The organism is Burkholderia sp. GW821-FHT14F03 (assembly GCF_058803765.1).
This window is the reverse complement of record NZ_JBXAPG010000004.1, coordinates 32,971-52,879: the sequence shown is the minus strand read 5'-3', so window position 1 is coordinate 52,879 and position 19,909 is coordinate 32,971. Positions and strand designations below refer to the sequence as shown.

At 70.0% G+C, this 19,909-nt stretch carries 19 protein-coding genes; 11 read left to right on the top strand and 8 right to left on the bottom strand.

Features of this window, described 5'->3' with window-relative positions; translation table 11 throughout:
* Positions 1-36 precede the first annotated feature (36 nt).
* From fliL to AC1RQF_RS03945, 11 genes are all read left to right on the top strand, one after another.
* Complete coding sequence (gene fliL / locus AC1RQF_RS03995; RefSeq protein WP_273999776.1) at positions 37-573, top strand: flagellar basal body-associated protein FliL; 537 nt, start codon at positions 37-39, stop codon at positions 571-573.
* Between the two features lie 22 nt (positions 574-595).
* On the top strand, positions 596-1,594 hold the full coding sequence (gene fliM, locus AC1RQF_RS03990) for a flagellar motor switch protein FliM (RefSeq protein ID WP_273999775.1): 999 nt from the start codon (positions 596-598) through the stop codon (positions 1,592-1,594).
* On the top strand, positions 1,587-2,066 hold the full coding sequence (gene fliN / locus AC1RQF_RS03985) for a flagellar motor switch protein FliN (RefSeq protein ID WP_273999774.1): 480 nt from the start codon (positions 1,587-1,589) through the stop codon (positions 2,064-2,066). Before fliM ends, fliN begins: the two co-directional genes overlap by 8 nt.
* Positions 2,063-2,575: a flagellar biosynthetic protein FliO gene (gene fliO / locus AC1RQF_RS03980; RefSeq protein WP_492871360.1), complete on the top strand. Its 513-nt coding sequence runs from the start codon at positions 2,063-2,065 to the stop codon at positions 2,573-2,575. Before fliN ends, fliO begins: the two co-directional genes overlap by 4 nt.
* A gap of 68 nt (positions 2,576-2,643) precedes the next feature.
* Positions 2,644-3,405 carry a flagellar type III secretion system pore protein FliP gene (fliP, locus tag AC1RQF_RS03975; protein ID WP_273999771.1) on the top strand — a complete coding sequence of 254 codons (762 nt, stop codon included), beginning with the start codon at positions 2,644-2,646 and terminating at the stop codon, positions 3,403-3,405.
* Positions 3,406-3,416: 11 nt separating this feature from the next.
* On the top strand, positions 3,417-3,689 hold the full coding sequence (gene fliQ, locus AC1RQF_RS03970) for a flagellar biosynthesis protein FliQ (protein WP_273999769.1): 273 nt from the start codon (positions 3,417-3,419) through the stop codon (positions 3,687-3,689).
* Positions 3,690-3,711: 22 nt separating this feature from the next.
* Entirely contained in the window at positions 3,712-4,494 is a 783-nt protein-coding gene (gene fliR, locus AC1RQF_RS03965; RefSeq protein WP_273999767.1) for a flagellar biosynthetic protein FliR, read from the top strand.
* Between the two features lie 373 nt (positions 4,495-4,867).
* Positions 4,868-6,880 carry a site-specific DNA-methyltransferase gene (locus tag AC1RQF_RS03960; RefSeq protein WP_273999765.1) on the top strand — a complete coding sequence of 671 codons (2,013 nt, stop codon included), beginning with the start codon at positions 4,868-4,870 and terminating at the stop codon, positions 6,878-6,880.
* A gap of 57 nt (positions 6,881-6,937) precedes the next feature.
* Positions 6,938-9,967 (top strand): type III restriction-modification system endonuclease, encoded by a 3,030-nt coding sequence (locus AC1RQF_RS03955; protein ID WP_492871359.1) that lies wholly within the window; start codon positions 6,938-6,940, stop codon positions 9,965-9,967.
* Between the two features lie 216 nt (positions 9,968-10,183).
* Positions 10,184-11,278, top strand: coding sequence for a porin (locus tag AC1RQF_RS03950; protein ID WP_273999763.1), 1,095 nt, complete (start codon positions 10,184-10,186; stop codon positions 11,276-11,278).
* A 238-nt stretch (positions 11,279-11,516) separates the two neighbouring features.
* Positions 11,517-12,506: an AraC-like ligand-binding domain-containing protein gene (locus tag AC1RQF_RS03945; protein WP_492871358.1), complete on the top strand. Its 990-nt coding sequence runs from the start codon at positions 11,517-11,519 to the stop codon at positions 12,504-12,506.
* Here the strand turns inward: AC1RQF_RS03945 and AC1RQF_RS03940 are convergent.
* Genes AC1RQF_RS03940 through AC1RQF_RS03905 form a run of 8 tightly spaced genes read right to left on the bottom strand, consistent with a single transcriptional unit; the run spans position 12,479 to position 19,894 of the window.
* On the bottom strand, positions 12,479-13,198 hold the full coding sequence (locus AC1RQF_RS03940) for an ABC transporter ATP-binding protein (RefSeq protein WP_273999761.1): 720 nt from the start codon (positions 13,196-13,198) through the stop codon (positions 12,479-12,481). The genes AC1RQF_RS03945 and AC1RQF_RS03940 overlap by 28 nt on opposite strands.
* Positions 13,188-13,910: an ABC transporter ATP-binding protein gene (locus tag AC1RQF_RS03935; RefSeq protein ID WP_492871357.1), complete on the bottom strand. Its 723-nt coding sequence runs from the start codon at positions 13,908-13,910 to the stop codon at positions 13,188-13,190. Before AC1RQF_RS03935 ends, AC1RQF_RS03940 begins: the two co-directional genes overlap by 11 nt.
* On the bottom strand, positions 13,907-14,959 hold the full coding sequence (locus tag AC1RQF_RS03930; protein ID WP_492871356.1) for a branched-chain amino acid ABC transporter permease: 1,053 nt from the start codon (positions 14,957-14,959) through the stop codon (positions 13,907-13,909). Before AC1RQF_RS03930 ends, AC1RQF_RS03935 begins: the two co-directional genes overlap by 4 nt.
* Positions 14,956-15,834: a branched-chain amino acid ABC transporter permease gene (locus AC1RQF_RS03925; protein WP_492871355.1), complete on the bottom strand. Its 879-nt coding sequence runs from the start codon at positions 15,832-15,834 to the stop codon at positions 14,956-14,958. Before AC1RQF_RS03925 ends, AC1RQF_RS03930 begins: the two co-directional genes overlap by 4 nt.
* Positions 15,835-15,838: 4 nt before the next feature.
* The gene (locus tag AC1RQF_RS03920) at positions 15,839-17,098 is read right to left on the bottom strand and encodes an ABC transporter substrate-binding protein (RefSeq protein WP_492871354.1); all 1,260 of its coding nucleotides are present in this window, start codon (positions 17,096-17,098) and stop codon (positions 15,839-15,841) included.
* Positions 17,099-17,153: 55 nt separating this feature from the next.
* Entirely contained in the window at positions 17,154-18,659 is a 1,506-nt protein-coding gene (locus AC1RQF_RS03915; RefSeq protein ID WP_273999755.1) for an aldehyde dehydrogenase family protein, read from the bottom strand.
* A gap of 49 nt (positions 18,660-18,708) precedes the next feature.
* Positions 18,709-19,101: a nuclear transport factor 2 family protein gene (locus tag AC1RQF_RS03910; RefSeq protein ID WP_273999754.1), complete on the bottom strand. Its 393-nt coding sequence runs from the start codon at positions 19,099-19,101 to the stop codon at positions 18,709-18,711.
* A gap of 10 nt (positions 19,102-19,111) precedes the next feature.
* Entirely contained in the window at positions 19,112-19,894 is a 783-nt protein-coding gene (locus AC1RQF_RS03905; RefSeq protein ID WP_492871353.1) for a molybdenum cofactor biosynthesis F family protein, read from the bottom strand.
* Between the last annotated feature and the right edge of the window lie 15 nt (positions 19,895-19,909).

Here is a 19,909-nt window from a genome sequence, read left to right as displayed (position 1 = left end):
TATTCCGCCCATCGCGCCGGGCCCGGATGCCGAACAATGCATGCTACGAGTCATCACGCACGCATCCACATGGCCACCACGACCGCAAACCAGCCCGCAGACAAACCCGCGCCGACCGGCAAGTTCAAGCGCCTCGCGCTTATCGTCCTGGTCGGGCTCGGCGCCGCGGCCGCGGCCGCCGGCGGCATGTACGTGTTCATGGGCAAGCAGGGCGCGCACCCGGGCGCCGCCGCGAGCGCGCCGGCGCCGCTGCCGGTGCCGACCTTCTTCGCGCTGGAGCCGCTCACCGTCAACCTGCAGTCGGACGACGGCGTGCAGCACTACCTGCGCGTCGGCCTGTCGCTGAAGCTCACCGATGCGAAGGCGCAGGAGCACCTGACCCAGCACATGCCGGAGATCCGCAGCCGGATCCTGCTCGCGCTGTCGGCCAAGCACCCGGAAGAACTGGCGACGATCGACGGCAAGCAGGCGCTCGCGGGCGAGCTGAAGAAGCTGATCGAGGAGCCGACCCAGCCGGGCAATCAGAGCGCACGCGTCGACGACGTGCTGTTCACCGAGTTCGTCGTCCAATAACGCCGCCGGCAAAGGAGCGCGCATGGGCCACGAAGAGTTCATGTCCCAGGAGGAGGTCGATGCACTCCTCAAGGGCGTTACAGGCGAGACCGATTCCGTATCCGAGCAGCGCGATGCGTCGGGCGTGCGCCCGTACAACATCGCGACGCAGGAACGGATCGTCCGCGGCCGGATGCCCGGCCTCGAGATCATCAACGACCGCTTCGCGCGACTCTTGCGGATCGGCATCTTCAACTTCATGCGGCGCACCGCGGAAATCTCGGTGAGCCAGGTGAAGGTGCAGAAGTACAGCGAGTTCACCCGCAACCTGCCGATCCCGACCAACCTGAACCTGGTGCACGTGAAGCCGCTGCGCGGCACCTCGCTGTTCGTGTTCGATCCGAACCTGGTGTTCTTCGTGGTCGACAACCTGTTCGGCGGCGACGGGCGCTTCCACACCCGGGTCGAGGGCCGCGACTTCACCGCGACCGAGCAGCGCATCATCGGCAAGCTGCTGAACCTGGTGTTCGAGCAGTACTCGAGCGCCTGGAAAAGCGTGCGGCCGCTGCAGTTCGAGCACGTGCGCTCGGAGATGCACACCCAGTTCGCGAACGTCGCGACGCCCAACGAGATCGTGATCGTCACCCAGTTCTCGATCGAGTTCGGGCCGACGGGCGGCACGCTGCACATCTGCATGCCCTACTCGATGATCGAGCCGATCCGCGACGTGCTGAGTTCGCCGATCCAGGGCGAGGCGCTCGAAGTCGACCGCCGCTGGGTGCGCGTGCTGTCGCAGCAGGTGCAGTCGGCCGAGGTCGAGCTGACCGCGAACCTCGCAGAAATTCCCACGACGTTCGAGCGGATCCTGAATCTGCGTACGGGCGACGTGCTGCCGCTCGACATCGCCGACACGATCACCGCGAAGGTCGACGGCGTGCCGGTGATGGAATGCGGCTACGGCATTTTCAATGGCCAATACGCGCTGCGCGTGCAGAAGATGATCGGCGCCAGCGACACGATGAAGGAAAGGGGATATGACTGAACTGAACGACACGACGGGCGCGGACGATCCGCAGGCGCTGGCCGATGCCGCGCTGGCCGATGCGGCGGCGCCGGCTGCCGCCTCGGGCGAGGCGAGCCTCGACGACTGGGCGGCGGCGCTCGCCGAGCAGAACGACCAGCCGATCGAGACCGGCGCATCGGGCGCGGGCGTGTTCCAGCCGCTGTCGAAGGCGGCCGCGACCTCGACCCACAACGACATCGAGATGATTCTCGACATCCCGGTCAAGATGACCGTCGAGCTGGGCCGCACCAAGATCGCGATCCGCAACCTGCTGCAGCTCGCGCAGGGTTCGGTGGTCGAGCTGGACGGCATGGCCGGCGAGCCGATGGACGTGCTCGTCAACGGCTGCCTGATCGCGCAGGGCGAGGTGGTGGTGGTCAACGACAAGTTCGGGATCCGGCTGACCGACATCATCACGCCGTCGGAACGGATCCGGAAGCTCAATCGATGATGCGACGGGTCGCGCTCGCGGGCGTCGCGCTGGCCGCCGCGCTGCAGTCCGGCGTCGGCTTCGCGGCCGACATGGATGCGGTCAACCATCCCGCGTCGGTCGCGTCCGGCGTGGTGGTCGGCTCGGCCGCGCCGTCGCTCGGCGTCGGCGCGGTGATGCAGACGCTGGTCGGGCTCGCGGTCGTGATCGGCCTCGTGTTCGGCTGCGCGTGGCTCGCGCGCCGGCTCGGCTTCCAGCCCACGCGCCGCGGCGGCGCGCTCAAGGTGGTCGCGAGCGTGGCGGTCGGCGGCAAGGAAAGCGCGACGGTCGTCGAGATCGGCGACACCTGGCTCGTGCTCGGCGTCGCGCCGGGCAACGTGCGGCTGCTGCACACGCTGCCCGCCGGCTCGACCGGCATCGCCGAGCCCGCCGAGCCCGCCGACGACCCGGCGCCGTCCGGCAGCTTCGGCCAGCGTTTCCGCGAGGCGCTGCGCGGCGAGGCCGGCAAGCGCCTCGGGCGCAACCGCTGACCATGCGCGGCGCTCCGTGCCGCCGCGCCGCGCGCGCGGCCGTGCTCCCCTCTCCCGACCGTAGTCCGATGATGATCACCGTGATGCGCCGCGCGGCGCGCTACCTCCCGCTCCTCGCGCTGGGCCTCGCGCCCGCGCTCGCGCTCGCCCAGACGGCGGGCCTGCCCGCGTTCAACACGAGCCCCGGCCCGAACGGCGGCACCACCTATTCGTTGAGCGTGCAGACCATGCTGCTGCTCACGATGCTGTCGTTCCTGCCGGCCATGGTGCTGATGATGACGAGCTTCACGCGCATCATCATCGTGCTGTCGCTGCTGCGCCAGGCGCTCGGCACCACGACCACCCCGCCCAATCAGGTGATGGTCGGCCTCGCGCTGTTCCTTACCCTGTTCGTGATGTCGCCCGTGCTCGACAAGGCCTACAACGACGGCTACAAGCCGTTCTCGGTCGGCGCGCTGGGCATGGACGACGCCGTGCAGCGCGGCGTCGCGCCGTTCAAGACCTTCATGCTCAAGCAGACCCGCGAGGCCGATCTCGCGCTGTTCGCGAAGATCTCGAAGGCCGCGCCGATGCAGGGCCCGGAGGACGTGCCGCTGTCGCTGCTGGTGCCCGCGTTCGTCACGAGCGAGCTGAAGACGGGCTTCCAGATCGGCTTCACGATCTTCATCCCGTTCCTGATCATCGACATGGTGGTCGCGAGCGTGCTGATGTCGATGGGGATGATGATGGTGTCGCCCGCCACCATCTCGCTGCCGTTCAAGCTGATGCTGTTCGTGCTGGTCGACGGCTGGCAGCTGCTGATCGGCTCGCTGGCGCAAAGCTTCACCTGAGGAGACGCGCGATGACGCCCGAAAACGTGATGACGCTCGCCCACCAGGCGATGTACGTCGGCCTGCTGCTCGCCGCGCCGCTGTTGCTCGTCGCGCTGTGCGTCGGCCTCGTCGTGAGCCTGTTCCAGGCGGCGACCCAGATCAACGAGACCACCCTGTCGTTCATCCCGAAGCTGCTCGCCGTCGCGGTCACGCTCGTGATCGCCGGCCCCTGGATGCTGTCGACCATGCTCGACTACACGCGCGAGATGCTGCTGCGCGTCGCGACGCTCGGCGCGGGCTGAGCCCGCCGCTGCGCCCCGCCCGATGTTCTCCGTCACCTACGCCCAGCTGAACGGCTGGCTCACCGCGTTCATGTGGCCGTTCGTGCGCTTCCTCGCGCTCGTCGCGACCGCGCCCGTGGTCGGCCACGCGAGCGTGCCGGCGCGCGTGAAGGTCGGCCTCGCGGCCTTCATCGCGATCATCGTCGCGCCGACCCTCGGGCCGCTGCCGAACGTGACGGTGTTCTCCGCGCAGGGCATCTGGATCCTCGTCAACCAGTTCCTGATCGGCGTGGCGCTCGGCTTCACGATGCAGGTCGTGTTCGCGGCGATCGAGGCCGCGGGCGACTTCATCGGGCTGCAGATGGGCCTCGGCTTCGCGACCTTCTTCGATCCGCACGCGAGCAGCGCGACGCCCGTGCTCGGCCGTTTCCTGAACGCGATCGCGCTGCTCGCGTTCCTCGCGTTCGACGGCCATCTCCAGGTGTTCGCCGCGCTCGCCGAATCGTTCCAGCTGCTGCCGGTGTCGGCGGACCTGCTGCACGCGCCCGGCTGGCGCGCCATCGCCGCGTTCGGCTCGGCCGTGTTCGCGATGGGCCTGCTGCTCGCGCTGCCGGTGGTCGCCGCGGTGCTGATCGCCAACCTCGCGCTCGGCATCCTGAACCGCGCCGCGCCGCAGATCGGCGTGTTCCAGGTCGGCTTCCCGGTCACGATGCTGGTCGGGCTGCTGCTCGTGCAGCTGATGCTGCCGAACATGATCCCGTTCTTCGGGCGGCTGTTCGACACCGGCATCGACATGATGGGGCGCGTCGCGGCCGGCTTGCGCTGAGCGACGCGGCCGTCCGTCCCTTGCTCCTTCGTCCGGACCCGGCCCGGCCCCGCCGGCGACGGCGCGCCGCACCGCCGGATCGGCCGCGGCCGGTCCGCCCGGTATACTTCGGCGCTTGACTTGAGGGGGCCCGGACGCGATCCCGGGCGCCGCATCCGGATCGGCCGGCGCGGGTTCGCGCGCGCACAGCCCGGCGGAAAAGTTATCCACATCTTTTCCCGCCCCGGTTCCCGGTTCGCCGCGCATGCCCCTTCTCAACCGGATCCATGCGGATCCGCTCCTTGACCTGCGCCGCGCGGATCGTTAGCGTTTCGCCTTCGCCGCCGCCGGGCCTCCCCGCGCGCGGCACGCAGACAGGCAATTGATGGGAAAGATGATGCAGAAAATCGAGGCGTCCAGTCCGGAAGCCCACTCCACGAATCTCGCGGCCGAGAACCTCGAGCGGCTCCGGGCGCTGTTTCCGGAATGCGTGACCGAAGGACCGGAGGGCGCGGCCCTCGATCTCGACGCGCTCAGGCAGCTGGTCGGCGAACGCGCCGTGAGCGAGGCCGACGAGAAATACGGGTTCCACTGGCACGGCAAGCGCCGCGCGCGCCAGCTCGCGCTCACGCCCTCGTCCGGCACGCTGCGTCCCTGCCCCGACGAGAGCGTCGCGTGGGCCGCCACCCGCAACCTGATGATCGAGGGCGACAACCTCGAAGTGCTGAAGCTGCTGCAGAAAAGCTGCGCGAACCGGGTCAAGCTCGTCTACATCGATCCGCCGTACAACACCGGCAAGGATTTCGTCTATCCCGACAACTTCACCGACAGCCTGCGCCACTATCTCGCGCTGACGGGCCAGGCCGCGGGCGGCCAGAAGCTGAGCAGCAACACCGAGGCCAACGGCCGGTTCCACACCGACTGGCTCAACATGATCTATCCGCGCCTGAAGCTCGCGCGCGACCTGCTCGCGGACGACGGCCTGATCGCCGTGCACATCGACGAGCACGAGGCGCACGCGCTCGTGCTCGTGATGCGCGAGATCTTCGGCGAGGAGAACGAGCTGGGCGTCGCGGTGTGGGACAAGCGCAATCCGAAGGGCGACGCGCGCGGCATCGCGTACCAGCACGAATCGATCGTGCTGTTCGCGCGCAACGCGGACCGGCTGTTCGACGACGCGCCGCTCAAGCGGCCCAAGCGCAACGCGCAGCGCATGCTCGACGCCGCGCGCGACGCGCTCGCGGCCAGCGCATCGGGCGCGGACGCGACCCTGGCCTACCGCGCCTGGCTGCGCGCGCAGACCACGCTGTCGGGCGGCGAGGCGATGTACGACCGGATCTCGGCCGACGGGCGCGTGTTCCGCCTGGTGTCGATGGCGTGGCCGAACAAGAAGAAGGCGCCCGACGACTATTTCATCCCGCTCGTCCACCCGGGCACGGGGCGGCCCTGCCCGGTGCCGGAGCGCGGCTGGCGCAATCCGCCCGCGACCATGCGCGAGCTGCTCGACAAGGGGCTGATCGCGTTCGGCGCGGACGAGACCACCCAGCCGCAGCGGATCTACTACCTCGACGAGAACATGTATGAGAACGTGCCGTCGATCCTGCCGTTCGGCGGCTCGGACGACGCACGCCTGAAGGAACTGGAGATTCCGTTCGACCAGCCGAAGCCGACCGATTTCGCGGCCTCGCTGATCGGCTGGTGCACGAGCGGCGACGACCTGGTGGTCGATTTCTTCGGCGGCTCGGGCACCACCGCGCACGCGGTGATGGCGCTCAACGCGGCCGACGGCGCGCGGCGCCGCTACGTGCTGGTGCAGCTGCCCGAGCCGCTCGACGCGGCGAGCAAGGACCAGAAGGCGGCGGCCGAGTTCTGCGCGAAGCTGAAGAAGCCGCGCAACCTCGCCGAGATCACCAAGGAGCGGCTGCGGCGCGCGGCGAAGCGGATCGACGCCGAGTATCCGGGGCATCGCGCGGATCTCGGCTTCCGCGTGTTCCGGCTCGATTCGACCAATGTCGTCGAGTGGGATCCGCACGGCGACGACGTGCAGCAGTCGCTGCTCGCCTCGGTCGAGCACATCAAGGACGGCCGCTCCGACCACGACCTGCTGTACGAGCTGATGCTCAAGCGCGGCCTCGACCTGTGCGCGCCGATCGATACGCTGACGGTGGCGGGCAAGTCGGTGCACGTGGTCGGCGATGCGCTGATCGCGTGCTTCGACGCGCGCATCACGCGCCACGACGCCGACGCGCTCGCCGACGGCATCGTCGCGCTGCTCGAGGCGCGCGGCATCGCGCCGCAGGAGGTGCGCTGCGTGTTCCGCGACAACGGCTTCATCGACGACGTCGCGAAGGTCAACCTGTCGGCGCTGCTCGAGCAGCACGGCGTCAAGCAGATCCGGAGCCTGTGATGCGCGCGCTCGTCTGCTTTGCCGCGTCGCGCGGCCACGGTGCGGGGGAACGCTGAGATGCAGCTGCACTTCGAACCCGATCTCGACTACCAGCTCGAAGCGATCGAGGCGGTCTGCGGGCTGTTCAGCGGGCAGGAAACCTGCCGCGCGGAATTCAGCGTCAACGCCGCGCGCGGCCGGCGCGGCGGCCCGGCGCGCCAGATCGCGCTCGGCATGAGCGCGTCCGACCTCGGCGTCGGCAACCGCGTGACGCTCGAACCGGACGCGCTCGCGGCCAATCTCGCGCGCGTCCAGCTGCACGGCGGCCTGCCGCCGACCGGCACGCCGTATGCGACCGACTTCACCATCGAGATGGAGACCGGCACCGGCAAGACCTATGTGTACCTGCGCACGATCTTCGAGCTGAACCGCCGCTACGGTTTCACCAAGTTCGTGATCGTGGTGCCGTCGGTGGCGATCAAGGAGGGGGTGTACAAGACCCTCGAGATCACCGAGCGGCATTTCCGCGGGCTCTACGGCGGCGTGCCGTTCGACTACTTCCTGTACGACTCCGCGCGGCTCGGCGAGGTGCGCAACTTCGCCGCGAGCGCGCACGTGCAGATCATGGTGGTGACGGTCGCCGCGATCAACAAGAAGGACGTCAACAACCTCTACAAGGACAGCGAGAAGACGGGCGGCGAGAAGCCGATCGACCTGATCCGCGCGACCCGTCCGATCGTGATCGTCGACGAGCCGCAGAGCGTCGACGGCGGCCTCGACGGGCGCGGCAAGGAGGCGCTCGACGCGATGCATCCGCTGTGCACGCTGCGCTATTCGGCGACCCACGCCGACAAGTATCAGATGGTGTACCGGCTCGATGCGGTCGACGCGTACGAACGCAAGCTCGTCAAGCAGATCGAGATCGCCTCGGCGACCGTCGAGGACGCGCACAACAAGCCGTACCTGCGGCTCGTGTCGGTCGCGAACCGGCGCGGCGCGATCTCCGCGCGCGTCGAGCTGGACCTCGCGACGCCCGCGGGCGTGGTGCGCCAGGCGGTCACGGTGGCCGACGGCGACGACCTCGAGCGGGTCGCGCAGCGCGCGGTCTACGCGGACTACCGGATCGGCGAGATCCACACGGCGCGCGGCGCGGAGTACATCGAGCTGCGCTATCCGGGCGGCGAGGCGTTCCTGTCGCTCGGCGACGCGCACGCGGACGTCGATGCGCTCGCGATCCAGCGCGAGATGATCCGCCGCACGATCCGCGAGCATCTCGACAAGGAGCGGCGGCTGCGGCCGTTCGGCGTGAAGGTGCTGTCGCTGTTCTTCATCGACACCGTCGACAAGTACCGGCGGTACGACGCGGCCGGCCGGCCCGCCAAGGGCGACTACGCGCAGATCTTCGAGGAGGAGTACGGCCGCGCGGCGAAGCTGCCCGCGTATCGCGCGCTGTTCGAGGGCGTGGACGTGGCGGCGGCCGCGCAGGACGCGCACGACGGCTATTTCTCGATCGACCGCAAGGGCGGCTGGACCGACACCAGCACCAGCAGCGCGAGCAGCCGCGAGGACGCCGAGCGCGCCTACAACCTGATCATGAGGGACAAGGAGCGGCTGCTGTCGTTCGACACGCCGCTGCGCTTCATCTTCTCGCACTCGGCGCTCAAGGAAGGCTGGGACAACCCGAACGTGTTCCAGATCTGCACGCTGCGCGACATCCACACCGAGCGCGAACGCCGCCAGACCATCGGGCGCGGCCTGCGCCTGTGCGTGAACCAGCACGGCGAGCGGGTGCGCGGCTTCGACATCAACACGCTGACGGTGATCGCGAACGAAAGCTACGAGCAGTTCGCCGACAACCTGCAGCGGGAGATCGAGGCCGACACCGGGATCCGCTTCGGGGTGGTCGAGCCGCACCAGTTCGCGGCGCTCACCGCCTGGTCGGCCGACGGCGAGCCGCGCCTGCTCGGCGTCGACGCGTCGCAGGCGCTGTGGGCGCATCTGCGCGCGCACGGCTACCTCGACGCCCACGGCAAGGTGCAGGACACGCTGAAGTTCGCGCTGAAGAGCGGCGCGCTCGTGCTGCCGCCCGAGTTCGACGCGCAGCGCAGCCAGATCGTCGACGTGCTGCGCAAGCTGTCGGGGCGGCTCGAAGTGCGCAACGCCGACGACCGCCGGCAGATCGCGCCGCGCCGCGACGGCGAGGGCAAGGCCGTCTATCTCGGCGAGGCGTTCCGCGCGTTGTGGGACAAGATCCGCCATCGCACCACCTACTGCGTGCAGTTCGACAGCGCGCAGCTCGCGCGCGACTGCGTGGCGGCGCTGCAGGCCGCGCCCGAGATCGCGCGCGCGCGGCTGCAATGGCGCAAGGCGGACATCTCGATCGGCAAGGCGGGCGTCGAGGCGACCGAGACCGACGGCGCGGGCACCGTGGTGATCGACGAAGGCGAGATCGCCCTGCCCGACCTGCTGACCGAACTGCAGGACCGCACCCAGCTCACGCGCCGCACGATCGCGACGATCCTGCTCGAAAGCGGCCGCCTCGACGCGTTCCGGCACAACCCGCAGCAGTTCATCGCGCTGGTCGCCGATACCGTGAACCGCTGCAAGCGCCAGGCGCTCGTCGACGGCATCACGTACCGGCGGCTCGGCGAGAAGCATGCGTACGCGCTGTCGCTGTTCGACGACGAGAAGCTGACGGGCTACCTGAAGAACCTGCGGCGCGACGCGCGCAAGTCGATCCACGAGGACGTGGTGTGCGAATCGAACGTCGAGCTGGCGTTCGCGAACGCGCTTGAGGAAGCCGCGGCGGTGAAGCTGTACGCGAAGCTGCCGGGCTGGTTCAAGATCGCGACGCCGCTCGGCCCGTACAAGCCCGACTGGGCCGTGTTGGTCGAGGAGGGCGGCGCGCAGCAGCTGTGCTTCGTCGTCGAGACCCGGGTCGGCCGCCTCGACGAGGCCCAGCGCGGTCGCGAGCAGCGCAAGATCCAGTGCGCCGACGCCCACTTCCGCGCGATCGCGGACGACGATCAGCCCGCGCGCTATCTGCGCGCGCGCAGCGTCGACGAACTGCTGGCCGCGGCGGACGCCGCGCGCGTCATCCCGGGCTGAGGCCCGCCGCGGGCGGCGCGACGCGCGTCGCCCGCCCGGTCCCCCACCGTTTCCCCTCCCCTTCCGTTGCGATGCGCCATCGCGCCGTGTGCGCGGTGGGAACAGTCTTTGTGCGTCGTCGGTGAAGATTGCCGCCGCGTCGTGTTTCACACTCCGTCCCGGAGATCGGTCGAGTCGATCCGCAGGACCACAAAACAAATGACGGACGGAGACGCAATGAAAAAGTTAACGGTGGCGATGGCCGGCCTGGCTGTCGCGGCGGGCGCGCACGCGTCCGATGGCGTGACGCTGTTCGGGTTGATCGACGCGGGCGTGTCCTACGTCAGCAACGAGGGCGGCAAGCGCAGCCTCTACTTCGACGACGGCATCGCCGTGCCGAACCTGTGGGGCCTGAAAGGCACGGAGGATCTCGGCGGCGGCACCAAGGCGGTGTTCGAGCTGACCTCGCAGTACGCGCTCGGCACGGGCGCGGCGCTGCCGGCCGCGGGCGCGATGTTCTCGCGCACGGCGATGGTCGGCCTGTCGAACGAACGGCTCGGCAGCGTCACGTTCGGCCAGCAATACGACTTCATGACCGACACGCTGAACTTCGGCTCGTTCGACGGTGCGTTCCAGTACGGCGGCCTGTACAACTTCCGGCAAGGCCCGTTCGCGAAGCTCGGCATCCCCGACAACCCGACGGGCTCGTTCGACTTCGACCGGATGGCGGGCTCGTCGCGCGTGGCGAACTCGGTGAAGTACACGAGCGCGAACCTCAGCGGGGTCGTGTTCGGTGCGCTGTACGGCTTCAGCAACCAGCCGGGCGGTCTGGCCGCGAACAGCACGATCAGCGCGGGCGTGAAGTACGAGGGCGACCACTTTGGGCTCGGCGCGGCCTATGTCGAGGTCAAGTATCCGCAGATGAACAACGGCCACGATGGGATCCGCAACTGGGGCCTCGGCGCGCGCTACTCGTTCACGCTGGTCGATCTCAACCTGCTCTACACCAACACGAAGAACACGCTGACGGGCGCCGCGATCAACGTGGTGCAGGTCGGCGGGCGCTACGTGGGCGCACCGTGGACGATCGGCGCGAATTACCAGTACATGAAGGGCAACGCGCAGCTCGACCACAACTACGCGCACCAGCTCACGGGGGCCGTGCAGTACGCGCTGTCCAAGCGCACCTCCGTGTATGTCGAGGCCGTCTACCAGCTCGCGGGCGGCAGCGTCGGCGCGGATGCCTGGATCAACGGCGTGATGGGGCCGAATGCGCAGTCGAGTTCGCGCACGCAGTTCCTCGGGCGGCTCGGCATGCTGACGCGCTTCTAGACGGCCCTGCCCGGTTTATCGGCGGCCCGGTCCCGCGCGATGCGCGGCCGGGCCGCGCGCCGTTTGCTTCGGGATTCTGACGATCGCCCGACGCGCGGCGCGCGGATTCGCATCCGGCGCGGTTCGGGAGTAAACCGGATTTTCCAGTCGATTGATATTTAATATGCTAACTATATCCGGCATGCATGCCGGATGCCGCTGTCCCGATCCGGCCCCGTCGGATTCTCGCAAGGAGCAGATGGTGAATGGCAGATTCTTCACGACGGCGGGCGAATCGCCCGCGTCCCGCGGCCGCGCCTGGGGCCGCGTCGTCACGCAGTATTTCGGCGGGCTCGATGCGCGCTGCGACGACACCGATGCGTTCGACGCGCAGCTCGGCCAGTACGAGATCGGCCCGATGCGCGTCTTCACGATCGCCGCGCCCGCGCACCAGATCGTGCGGCCGCTCGCGGCGCTGCACGACCACGGCTCCGATTACTTCAAGCTGATCCTGCAGCTGAGCGGCACGAGCGAGATCGAACAGCGCGGCCGCGTGTTCAGGCTGCACGCGGGCGACTGGAGCCTCTACGACCCCAAGGTGCCCTACAGCATCTCGAACCTGACGCGGGTCCGCCAGCTCGCGATCCAGATCCCGCGTCGCCAGCTCGGCGGCTTCGCGGTGCCCGACCTGCACACCTCCGAGGCGCGCGAGTTCGAGTTGAAGGGCCTGTTCTCGCTGCTCTCGTCGTTCCTCGTCTCGCTGTCGGAACAGCTGCCGTCGCTGCCCGGCGCGACCGGCAACGCGCTGTCCGAAACCATCCTGGGGTTGATCGTGTCGACGCTGACTGCCCAGAAAGACGCGCAGGGCGCGCCCGTCACCCTGCCCGCCGTGCTGCGCGTGCGCGTGAAGCAGTACATCCACGGCCACCTCGCCGACGCCGACCTGTCGCTCGACCAGATCGCGGCCGCGCTGCGCTGCTCGAAGCGCTACCTGCACCGGATCTTCGAGGACGAGGGCGTGACGATCGACCGCTACATCTGGCTCAGCCGCCTCGAACGCTGCAAGGAGGCGCTCGACCACGCGCGCGGCGCGAAGCCCGCCATCTCCGACATCGCGTTCAGCTGGGGCTTCAGCAGCAGCGCGCACTTCTGCCGGAGCTTCAAGTCGCGCTACGGCATGACGCCGCGCGAATTCGTGCGGCAGCGCGCGGCGCGCGACGCTCACGCCGCGGGCTTCGACGCGAGGTAGCTGCCGTGCAGGATCTCGGGCCGCTCGCGCAGCGTGCGCGCCGCGCCCGCGAACGCGACCCGGCCGCGTTCGAGCACGTAGGCATCGGTCGCGAGCGCCAGCGCGATCGTCGTGAACTGCTCGATCAGCAGCACCCCGACCCCTTCCTCGGCAATCCGCGCGACGACCTGCGCGAGCCGCTTCGTCACCGCCGGCGCGAGCCCGAGCGACAGTTCGTCGATCAACAGCGTGTGCGGCGCGCCGACGAGCGCCTGCGAGACGCACACCATCTGCTTCTGCCCGCCCGACAGGTCGCGGCTGCGCGCGCCGAGTTTCGCCTTCAGTTCGGGGAAGATCGCGAGCACGCGTTCGATCCCGTCGTCGAGGCGTCGCGCGGGCAGGAACGCCCCCGCCGCGCGCAGGTTGTCGAGCACCGACAGCTCGCCGAGCACGCGGTGCCCTTCCGGCACCACCGCGACGCCGCGCCGGCGCACCGTCTCGGGCCGCGCGGCGCCGAGCGGCGCGCCGTCGAGGCGCACCTCGCCCGCGCTCACCGGCAGCGCGCCCACGAGGCTCATCACGAGCGTCGACTTGCCCGCGCCGTTCGCGCCGACGAGCGCCGTCACCCGCCCCGGCGCGACCTGCACCGACACGCCGTGCAGCACCGGCTTGCCCGCGCGGTGCACGACCAGATCCTTCGCTTCAAGCCGCATGTTCGTCGTACTCCTTGCCGAGATAGGCGCTGCGCACCTGCGGGTCGTCGAGCACCGCGCGCGTCGGGCCGAGCGCGAGCCGCCGGCCGAAATCCAGCACCAGGGTTTCCGTGCAGGTCGCCGCGATCAGGTCGACGTCGTGGTCGATCAGCAGCACCTGCGCGCCGTTCGTGTCGGGAATCGCGCACACCAGCTCGCGCAGGCGGCCCGCCTCGGCCTCGGTGAGGCCCGCGCCCGGCTCGTCGAGCAGCAGCAGGCGCGGCGCGCCGACGAGCGCCTTGGCCAGCTCCAGCAGGCGTCGCTGATACAGGTTCAGCGCGGCGCCCGGCAGCGCCGCGACGTCCGCCAGGCCGACCTGTTCGAGCGCGCGCGCGGCGTCGTCGCGCGCGGCGGCGAGCGGCATCACGTGCTCGGCGAGCGCCAGCACGTTGTCGTGCACGCTCAGGTCCTCGACGATCTGCTCGGTCTGGAAGGTGCGGCGCACGCCGGCGCGCACGCGCTGCGTGACGCTCAGGTCGAGCAGCGGCCGGCCGTCGAGCGCGATGCGGCCCGCGCGCGGCCGCAGGAAGCCGCTCAGCACGTTGAGCAGGGTCGTCTTGCCCGCGCCGTTCGGGCCGATCAGCCCGCACACGGGCGCGGCGAGCGTCGCGTCGAGCGCGTCGAGCACACGCGTGCCGCCGAACTGCACGGTCAGGTTCGAGATCTCGATCATCGCGCGCCTCCGTGCCCGCGCGCGCTCCGCCATGCGCCGACGCGCGCGGCGAGCCCCGCGAGCTGGCCCGCGATGCCGGCCGGTGCGGTGACGAACGCATGCAGCAGCGCCGCACCGAAGAAGATCATCGCAAGATAGCCGTTCACGCCGAAATCGGTGAGCAGCGCCGGCACCGCGCGCAGCAGCAGGCCCGCCAGCAGCGCGCCGAACCAGTGATAGACCCCGCCCACCACCGTCAGCGCGAACAGCAGCACGGATTCGGACGCGGCGAACGCGCGCCCGTCGAGCTGGCCGACGCTGCCGGCGAGCAGGCCGCCCGCCAGGCCCGCGAGCAGGCCCGCGAGGCCGAAGGCCCAGGTCTGGTAGAGCACGATGTTGACCCCGGCGGCGAGCGCCGCGGTCTCGCCGCGCCGGATCAGCGCCCACGAGCGCCCCGCCTTCGCGCGCCGGTGCAGTTCGAGCAGCGCGAAGGCGAGCGCGGCCCAGGCGGCGACGTAGCGGAAGTACGCGGCGTCGCCCTGGCCGAGCGGCGGGCGCGCCATCATCTGACGCGCGCCGAACGCGAGATGGCCGGTGAAGCCGTCGCCGCCGTCCGGAAAGCCGATCGCGCTGACCATCACCTGAAAGCCGCCCGCCATCATCAGCGTGACGAGCGCGAGATAGAGGCCGCGCAGACGCAGCGCCGGGAGCCCCGCGATCATGCCGAGCACGCTGCCCGCGAGGCCGCCCGCCAGCACGCACAGCTCGAACGGCGCGCCGAGATGCGCGAGGCGCAGCGCGACCCAGCCGCCGACGCCGAGCAGCGCGTACTGCGACAGGCACACGAGCCCGAGCTGGCGGTACAGCATCGCGACGCCGGCTGCGGCGATGCCGAGGATCAGCGCGGAGGTCAGGGTCTTGAGCCAGTAGGCGTCGGCCAGCAGCGGCACGGCGAGCGCCAGCAGCGCGAGCGTGCCGAGCATCGCGACGAGCGGCCGCCGGTTGCCCGCCGGACGCGGCGCGGCAGCGGCGGCCTGCGTGGGGCCCGGTAACACGGAGGACAGTTTCATGATGCGTTCGCGGCCGAGCCGCCCGAGGTGGAACCGATGAACAGCATCGCGACGAGCGCGATCAGGAACGGCGTCGCGCTGCGGTATTCGGCGAAGCCCGGCACCGTGATCGCGAGCGCCTCGGCGAGCCCGATCGCGACGCCGGCCGCGACGGTCGCCGGCAGCGACGACAGCCGGCCGACGATGGCCGCCGCGAAGGCCGGGATCACGAGGAAGGTCAGCACGGCCGCCTGCAGGCGCACGAGGTTCGCGAGCAGCAGACCGGTGATGCCCGCGAACACGCCGGAGATCACCCAGGCGGCGGCGTCGACGCGCAGCACGCGGATCCCGAGCAGCGCGCTCAGGTCGCGCTGGTTCGCGAGCGCGCGCATCTGCAGGCCGAGCCGGGTGCGCGCGAGCAGCACGCCGATCGCGGCCATCATCGCGAACGCGAGCGCGAGGCCGACGAGGCGCGTGTAGGTGAAGCGCACGTCGCCGAAGTCGAGCGCCTGCGCGTCGGTCGGCAGCACCAGGCGGCGCGGCGTGTCGCCCCAGTACCACTCGCAAAAGCCGAGCAGCATCAGCGCGAAGCCGAGCGTCGCGACGCTGCGCACCACCCGGTCGCGCGCCGCGAGGCGCGGCGCGAACACGAGGCCGTAGACGAGCGAGGTCGCGGTCGCCGCGGCGACCGCCGCGCACCACGCGAGCACCTGCGGATAGCCGGCGTCGAGACAGGCGGCCGCGACATAAGCGCCCGTCGCGCCCATCGCGCCGAACGCGAAGTTCAGCACGCCGGACGCGCGGTACAGCACGACGAGGCCCACGCCCGACAGCGCGTAGACCGCGCCCACGCCGAGCCCGGACACGAGGTAGGGAACGAAGTCGAGGAAGCTCATGGCATCAATGCGCCTTCGGTTCGGTCGCGCGGAGGTCGGCCAGTTGCGGATCGTCGACGGACTGGCAGGTCGACACCGTCTTCCAGCCCGAGCCGGTCGACTGCGCGACCCGTCCCGCGTGGTTCGCGTTGTGGCGCGCGCCCGCGCCGACATAGAACGGCTCGCACAGGATGTCGCTGCGGAAGTCCTTCACGTCGCGCAGCGCGGCGCTCACGTGGGCGCGGTCGAGCTGGTCGGCGGGCAGCTTGAGCAGCGTGTCGGCGACGAGCCGCGCGGCGAGGTAGCCGGCCTGCGAGAAGGTGTCGCGCGGGTTCTTCGGGTCGCCGTAGCGGTTCATCACCGCGAGCCAGTTGCGGTTGTCGGGCGTGGTCGCGTCGAGCGGCTGGAATTCGAGGTTGACGTCGAAATTGCCCTGCCAGTACGGCCCGATCGCCTTCGGCACGCCGAGGTCGTAGCCGGACGCCGCCGACACGAAATGGATCCGCTTGCCGAGGTTCTGCTGCTCGGCCGCCGCGAGGATCGGCACCATGAGCCCCTTCGGCAGGCCGAGCAGGATCGCCTGCGGGTTCTTCGAGGCCGCCTGCAGCACGACCGAGGTCGGATCGGCGGAATCCGGATCCATCACGATCGTGTCGACCGTCACGCCGTTCTGCTTGCCCCACAGCGTCGGGCCCTCGCAGGACCAGCGGCCGAGGCTCGGGATGTTCGGCGCGATGCAGACCATGCGGGTCGCCTTGTACTGCTGCTTCGCGTACAGCGCCACCTGGGTCATCGACAGGCGCGGCCCCATGTTGAGCGGCACGTAGTTGCGCGCGAAATAGCATTCGCGCGGCACGCCCACGCCGGCGATCGCGATCACGTTCTCCTGCTCGTAGAACTTCGCGTTCGCGCCGCATTCGACGAAGCTCGCGTTGCCCGCGAGCGCGAGCACCTTGCGGTCGCGCACGAGCTTCGACGCGACCTGCGAGGCGGTTTCCGGGTTCCACTGGTCGTCCTCGACCAGGTACTGGATCGGCCGGCCGTGAATCCCGCCGTTCGCGTTCACGCACTTGAAATACGCGGCGGCCGCCTGCGCGGACGAACTGAAATCGTCCGGACCGGTCTTGCCGACGATCGCGCCGATCGGGATCGGCGCGCCGCCGGCCGGCTTGCCGGTCGACTGGCCGCAACTCTGCGCGTGCGCGGCCGGCAGCGCGAGCAGCCCGGCCGCGCCGGCCAGCGCGAGCGCGAGCCGGCGTGTCGTGAGGGGGGAAAACGGCTTCATGGTGTCTCCTGATGGACGTTGTTGTCGGCGGCGGGATGCGTGCCCGCCGCGTGCGTCAGTGCGCGATGCAGACCGACTTCAGTTCGGTGAACTGATCGAGCGCGGCACGGCCCAGCTCGCGTCCGTAGCCGGACTGCCGGACCCCGCCGAACGGCAGGTTGCTGTCGAGCATGTTGTGGGTGTTGACCCACACGATGCCCGCCTTCAGGCGCGGCACGATGCGGTGCACGCGCGACAGGTCGCGCGACCACACGCTCGCCGCGAGCCCGAAGTCCGAGCCGTTCGCGAGCCGCACCGCATCGTCGGCGTCCTCGAACGGCATCACGGTCACCACCGGGCCGAACACCTCCTCGCGCACGATGCGCATCGACGCGTCGGTGTCGACGAACACGGTCGGCTTCACGAAATAGCCGCCCGCGAGCGCGCGTTCGCCGCCCGTGACGAGTGTCGCGCCCTCTTCCCGGGCCTGCGCGATATGGGCGAGCACGCGCTCGAAATGGCCCTTCGAGACGAGCGGGCCGAGCTGCGCGAGCGGATCGAAGCCCGAGCCGATGCGCAGCCGCTCGGCCGCCGCCGCGAGTTCCGCGACCACCCGCTCGAAGCTGCGCTTTTGCACGTAGACCCGCGAGCCCGCGGTGCACACCTGCCCCTGGTTGAAGAAGATGCCTTGCGCGGCGCCCTGCGCGGCTGCTTCGGGATCGGCATCGTCGAAGATGATCAGCGGCGACTTGCCGCCCAGTTCGAGCGTGAAGCGCGCCATCCGGTCGACCGCGACATGGCCGATGCGCTTGCCGACCTCGACCGAGCCCGTGAAAGTGATCTTGTCGACGCCCGGGTGCGCGACGAGCGCCGCGCCCGCCTCCCCGCCGCTGCCCGTGACGATGTTGAGCACGCCGGGCGGCAGGCCCGCCTGCTGCGCGAGCTGGCCGAGCCGCAGCGCGGTCAGCGGGGTTTCCTCCGACGGCTTGAGCACCACGGTGCAGCCGCACGCGAGCGCCGACGCGACCTTCCACAGCGCGATCGCGAGCGGGAAATTCCACGGCACGATCGCGCCGACCACGCCGACCGCCTCGCGCTTCGTGTAGGCGAAGTATTCCGTGCCCGGCGGGACGGGGATCGAGGTGTCGAGCGTCGAGCCTTCGATCTTGGTGGTCCAGCCCGCCATGTAGCGCACGAACTCGGCGCCGCCGAACACGTCGATCGCGCGCGCGACGTCGAGGAGCTTGCCGGTTTCGAGCGTTTCCAGCGCGGCCAGCTCGTCCGCGTGCCGCTCGATCTGCTCGGCGAGCGCGTGCAGCAGCCGCTCGCGGTCGGCCGGGCGCAGCTTCGCCCAGCTGTCGGCCTCGAAGGCGCGGCGTGCGGCGCGCACCGCCGCGTCGATGTCGTGCGCGTCGCTGTCGGCGACGTCCGCGATCGTCATCTCGGTGGCCGGATCGATGACGCTCAGATGGCGCGCCGAGTGCGGCGCGACCTCGCGTCCGTCGATCCAGTTGCCGAAGGAGCGGCGCGCGAGAAAGTCCGATTGACGCTGGTGCTGGGTCGAGAGTTCGGCCAGTTGCATGAAGAGGTCCTTGCTTGCGGAAGTGCGGAAAATGAACGGCGCGCGGCGCTCACGGCTCCGTCGCGCGCGCGACGAGCAGCGTGTCGGTGAACTGCTCGAAGCGCACGATGCGGCCCGCCTCGACGCGCCACACGTGCGCGACCCGGCAGCGGAACGCCTTGCCGGTCAGCTTGTGCGCGCCCGCGTACCAGCCGACGCCGAGCACGGTGTCGCCCGCGTCGTGCAGCGATTCGAGCGTGAAGGCGTAGCCGTCCCACTCGGCGCCGAGCCGCGCGAACACGTTGCGGACGATCTCGTCCGCGCTGCGGTAGGTGCCCGCGCACGGAAAACCCGCCATCTCGATCCATTCGATGTCCGGCGCGAGGTCAGCCATCATCGCCGCAAGGTCGCGGCGGTCGGACGCCGCGTAGTGTTCGGCGATGATCTGGTAAGGCGTGCGCATCACATGCTCCTCAGACGGGTTGGGCATCGGTCGGGTAGACGGTGTGGGACAGCTTGTGGATGAACGAGCCGGCCGGATTGTTCGCGATCGCGCCGTCGCCCGTCTCGCCGAGGAACTTGCCGGTCGAACGGCCGGCCTGGAAGTTGAAGACGAACACCGACGCGACCGGAATCAGGAATTCGCGGAACGTGAACAGGTAGAGGTCGTCCGCGAACTTCCAGGTGGTCGCGAGATCGACGTCGCCGTGCCCGCGCTGCTCGCCGACGAGGCACTGCCAGCAGTAGCGCGTGCTGCTCAGATAGGTATGCTCGTAGGTGTGGTTCGGGCTGTACACGTTGAGCGTGCGCACGCCGATCAGGTCGCGCGTCTCGGCGGGCGCCGCGCCCTGCGCGGGCTGGCCCGCCAGCGTGCCGGCCAGGAAGGTCTGCGCCACGCGCGGCGCGGCGCCCGCGACCTCGCGGCTGCGGATCGTCGACAGCACGGCCAGCACGCGCGCGCTCGCGGTGCTGAACACCAGCGTCAGCGCGTCGGGCGGGCGGCCGCGGAACGTGATGTCGACGAAATAGGTCGACGCGGCAACCTCGATCGCCTCGTACCAGTCGGTGTCGCTCGCGTCGCCGCGACGCCAGGCGAGTGCATGGCCGTCGATGAAGCGCGCGTGGAAATCGCCGTCGGGCAGCGCGAACGTGAACGCGCGGCCGACGAGCGCCTGGGTCGGCGGCAGCCGGTTGGCGTCGATGCCGGCCGCGAAATCCTCGTAGTTTTTCCAGTCCTGTGGGCGGTTGTGGTCCATGGGAATGATCCTCGG

What these genes read in the sequence shown, in the direction of transcription:
- fliL (WP_273999776.1), top strand. Translation starts at nt 37, where the DNA reads ATGCATGCTACGAGTCATCACGCACGCATCCACATGGCCACCACGACC.
- fliM (WP_273999775.1), top strand. Translation starts at nt 596, where the DNA reads ATGGGCCACGAAGAGTTCATGTCCCAGGAGGAGGTCGATGCACTCCTC.
- fliN (WP_273999774.1), top strand. Translation starts at nt 1,587, where the DNA reads ATGACTGAACTGAACGACACGACGGGCGCGGACGATCCGCAGGCGCTG.
- fliO (WP_492871360.1), top strand. Translation starts at nt 2,063, where the DNA reads ATGATGCGACGGGTCGCGCTCGCGGGCGTCGCGCTGGCCGCCGCGCTG.
- fliP (WP_273999771.1), top strand. Translation starts at nt 2,644, where the DNA reads ATGATGATCACCGTGATGCGCCGCGCGGCGCGCTACCTCCCGCTCCTC.
- fliQ (WP_273999769.1), top strand. Translation starts at nt 3,417, where the DNA reads ATGACGCCCGAAAACGTGATGACGCTCGCCCACCAGGCGATGTACGTC.
- fliR (WP_273999767.1), top strand. Translation starts at nt 3,712, where the DNA reads ATGTTCTCCGTCACCTACGCCCAGCTGAACGGCTGGCTCACCGCGTTC.
- AC1RQF_RS03960 (WP_273999765.1), top strand. Translation starts at nt 4,868, where the DNA reads ATGATGCAGAAAATCGAGGCGTCCAGTCCGGAAGCCCACTCCACGAAT.
- AC1RQF_RS03955 (WP_492871359.1), top strand. Translation starts at nt 6,938, where the DNA reads ATGCAGCTGCACTTCGAACCCGATCTCGACTACCAGCTCGAAGCGATC.
- AC1RQF_RS03950 (WP_273999763.1), top strand. Translation starts at nt 10,184, where the DNA reads ATGAAAAAGTTAACGGTGGCGATGGCCGGCCTGGCTGTCGCGGCGGGC.
- AC1RQF_RS03945 (WP_492871358.1), top strand. Translation starts at nt 11,517, where the DNA reads ATGGTGAATGGCAGATTCTTCACGACGGCGGGCGAATCGCCCGCGTCC.
- AC1RQF_RS03940 (WP_273999761.1), bottom strand. Translation starts at nt 13,198, where the DNA reads ATGCGGCTTGAAGCGAAGGATCTGGTCGTGCACCGCGCGGGCAAGCCG.
- AC1RQF_RS03935 (WP_492871357.1), bottom strand. Translation starts at nt 13,910, where the DNA reads ATGATCGAGATCTCGAACCTGACCGTGCAGTTCGGCGGCACGCGTGTG.
- AC1RQF_RS03930 (WP_492871356.1), bottom strand. Translation starts at nt 14,959, where the DNA reads ATGAAACTGTCCTCCGTGTTACCGGGCCCCACGCAGGCCGCCGCTGCC.
- AC1RQF_RS03925 (WP_492871355.1), bottom strand. Translation starts at nt 15,834, where the DNA reads ATGAGCTTCCTCGACTTCGTTCCCTACCTCGTGTCCGGGCTCGGCGTG.
- AC1RQF_RS03920 (WP_492871354.1), bottom strand. Translation starts at nt 17,098, where the DNA reads ATGAAGCCGTTTTCCCCCCTCACGACACGCCGGCTCGCGCTCGCGCTG.
- AC1RQF_RS03915 (WP_273999755.1), bottom strand. Translation starts at nt 18,659, where the DNA reads ATGCAACTGGCCGAACTCTCGACCCAGCACCAGCGTCAATCGGACTTT.
- AC1RQF_RS03910 (WP_273999754.1), bottom strand. Translation starts at nt 19,101, where the DNA reads ATGCGCACGCCTTACCAGATCATCGCCGAACACTACGCGGCGTCCGAC.
- AC1RQF_RS03905 (WP_492871353.1), bottom strand. Translation starts at nt 19,894, where the DNA reads ATGGACCACAACCGCCCACAGGACTGGAAAAACTACGAGGATTTCGCG.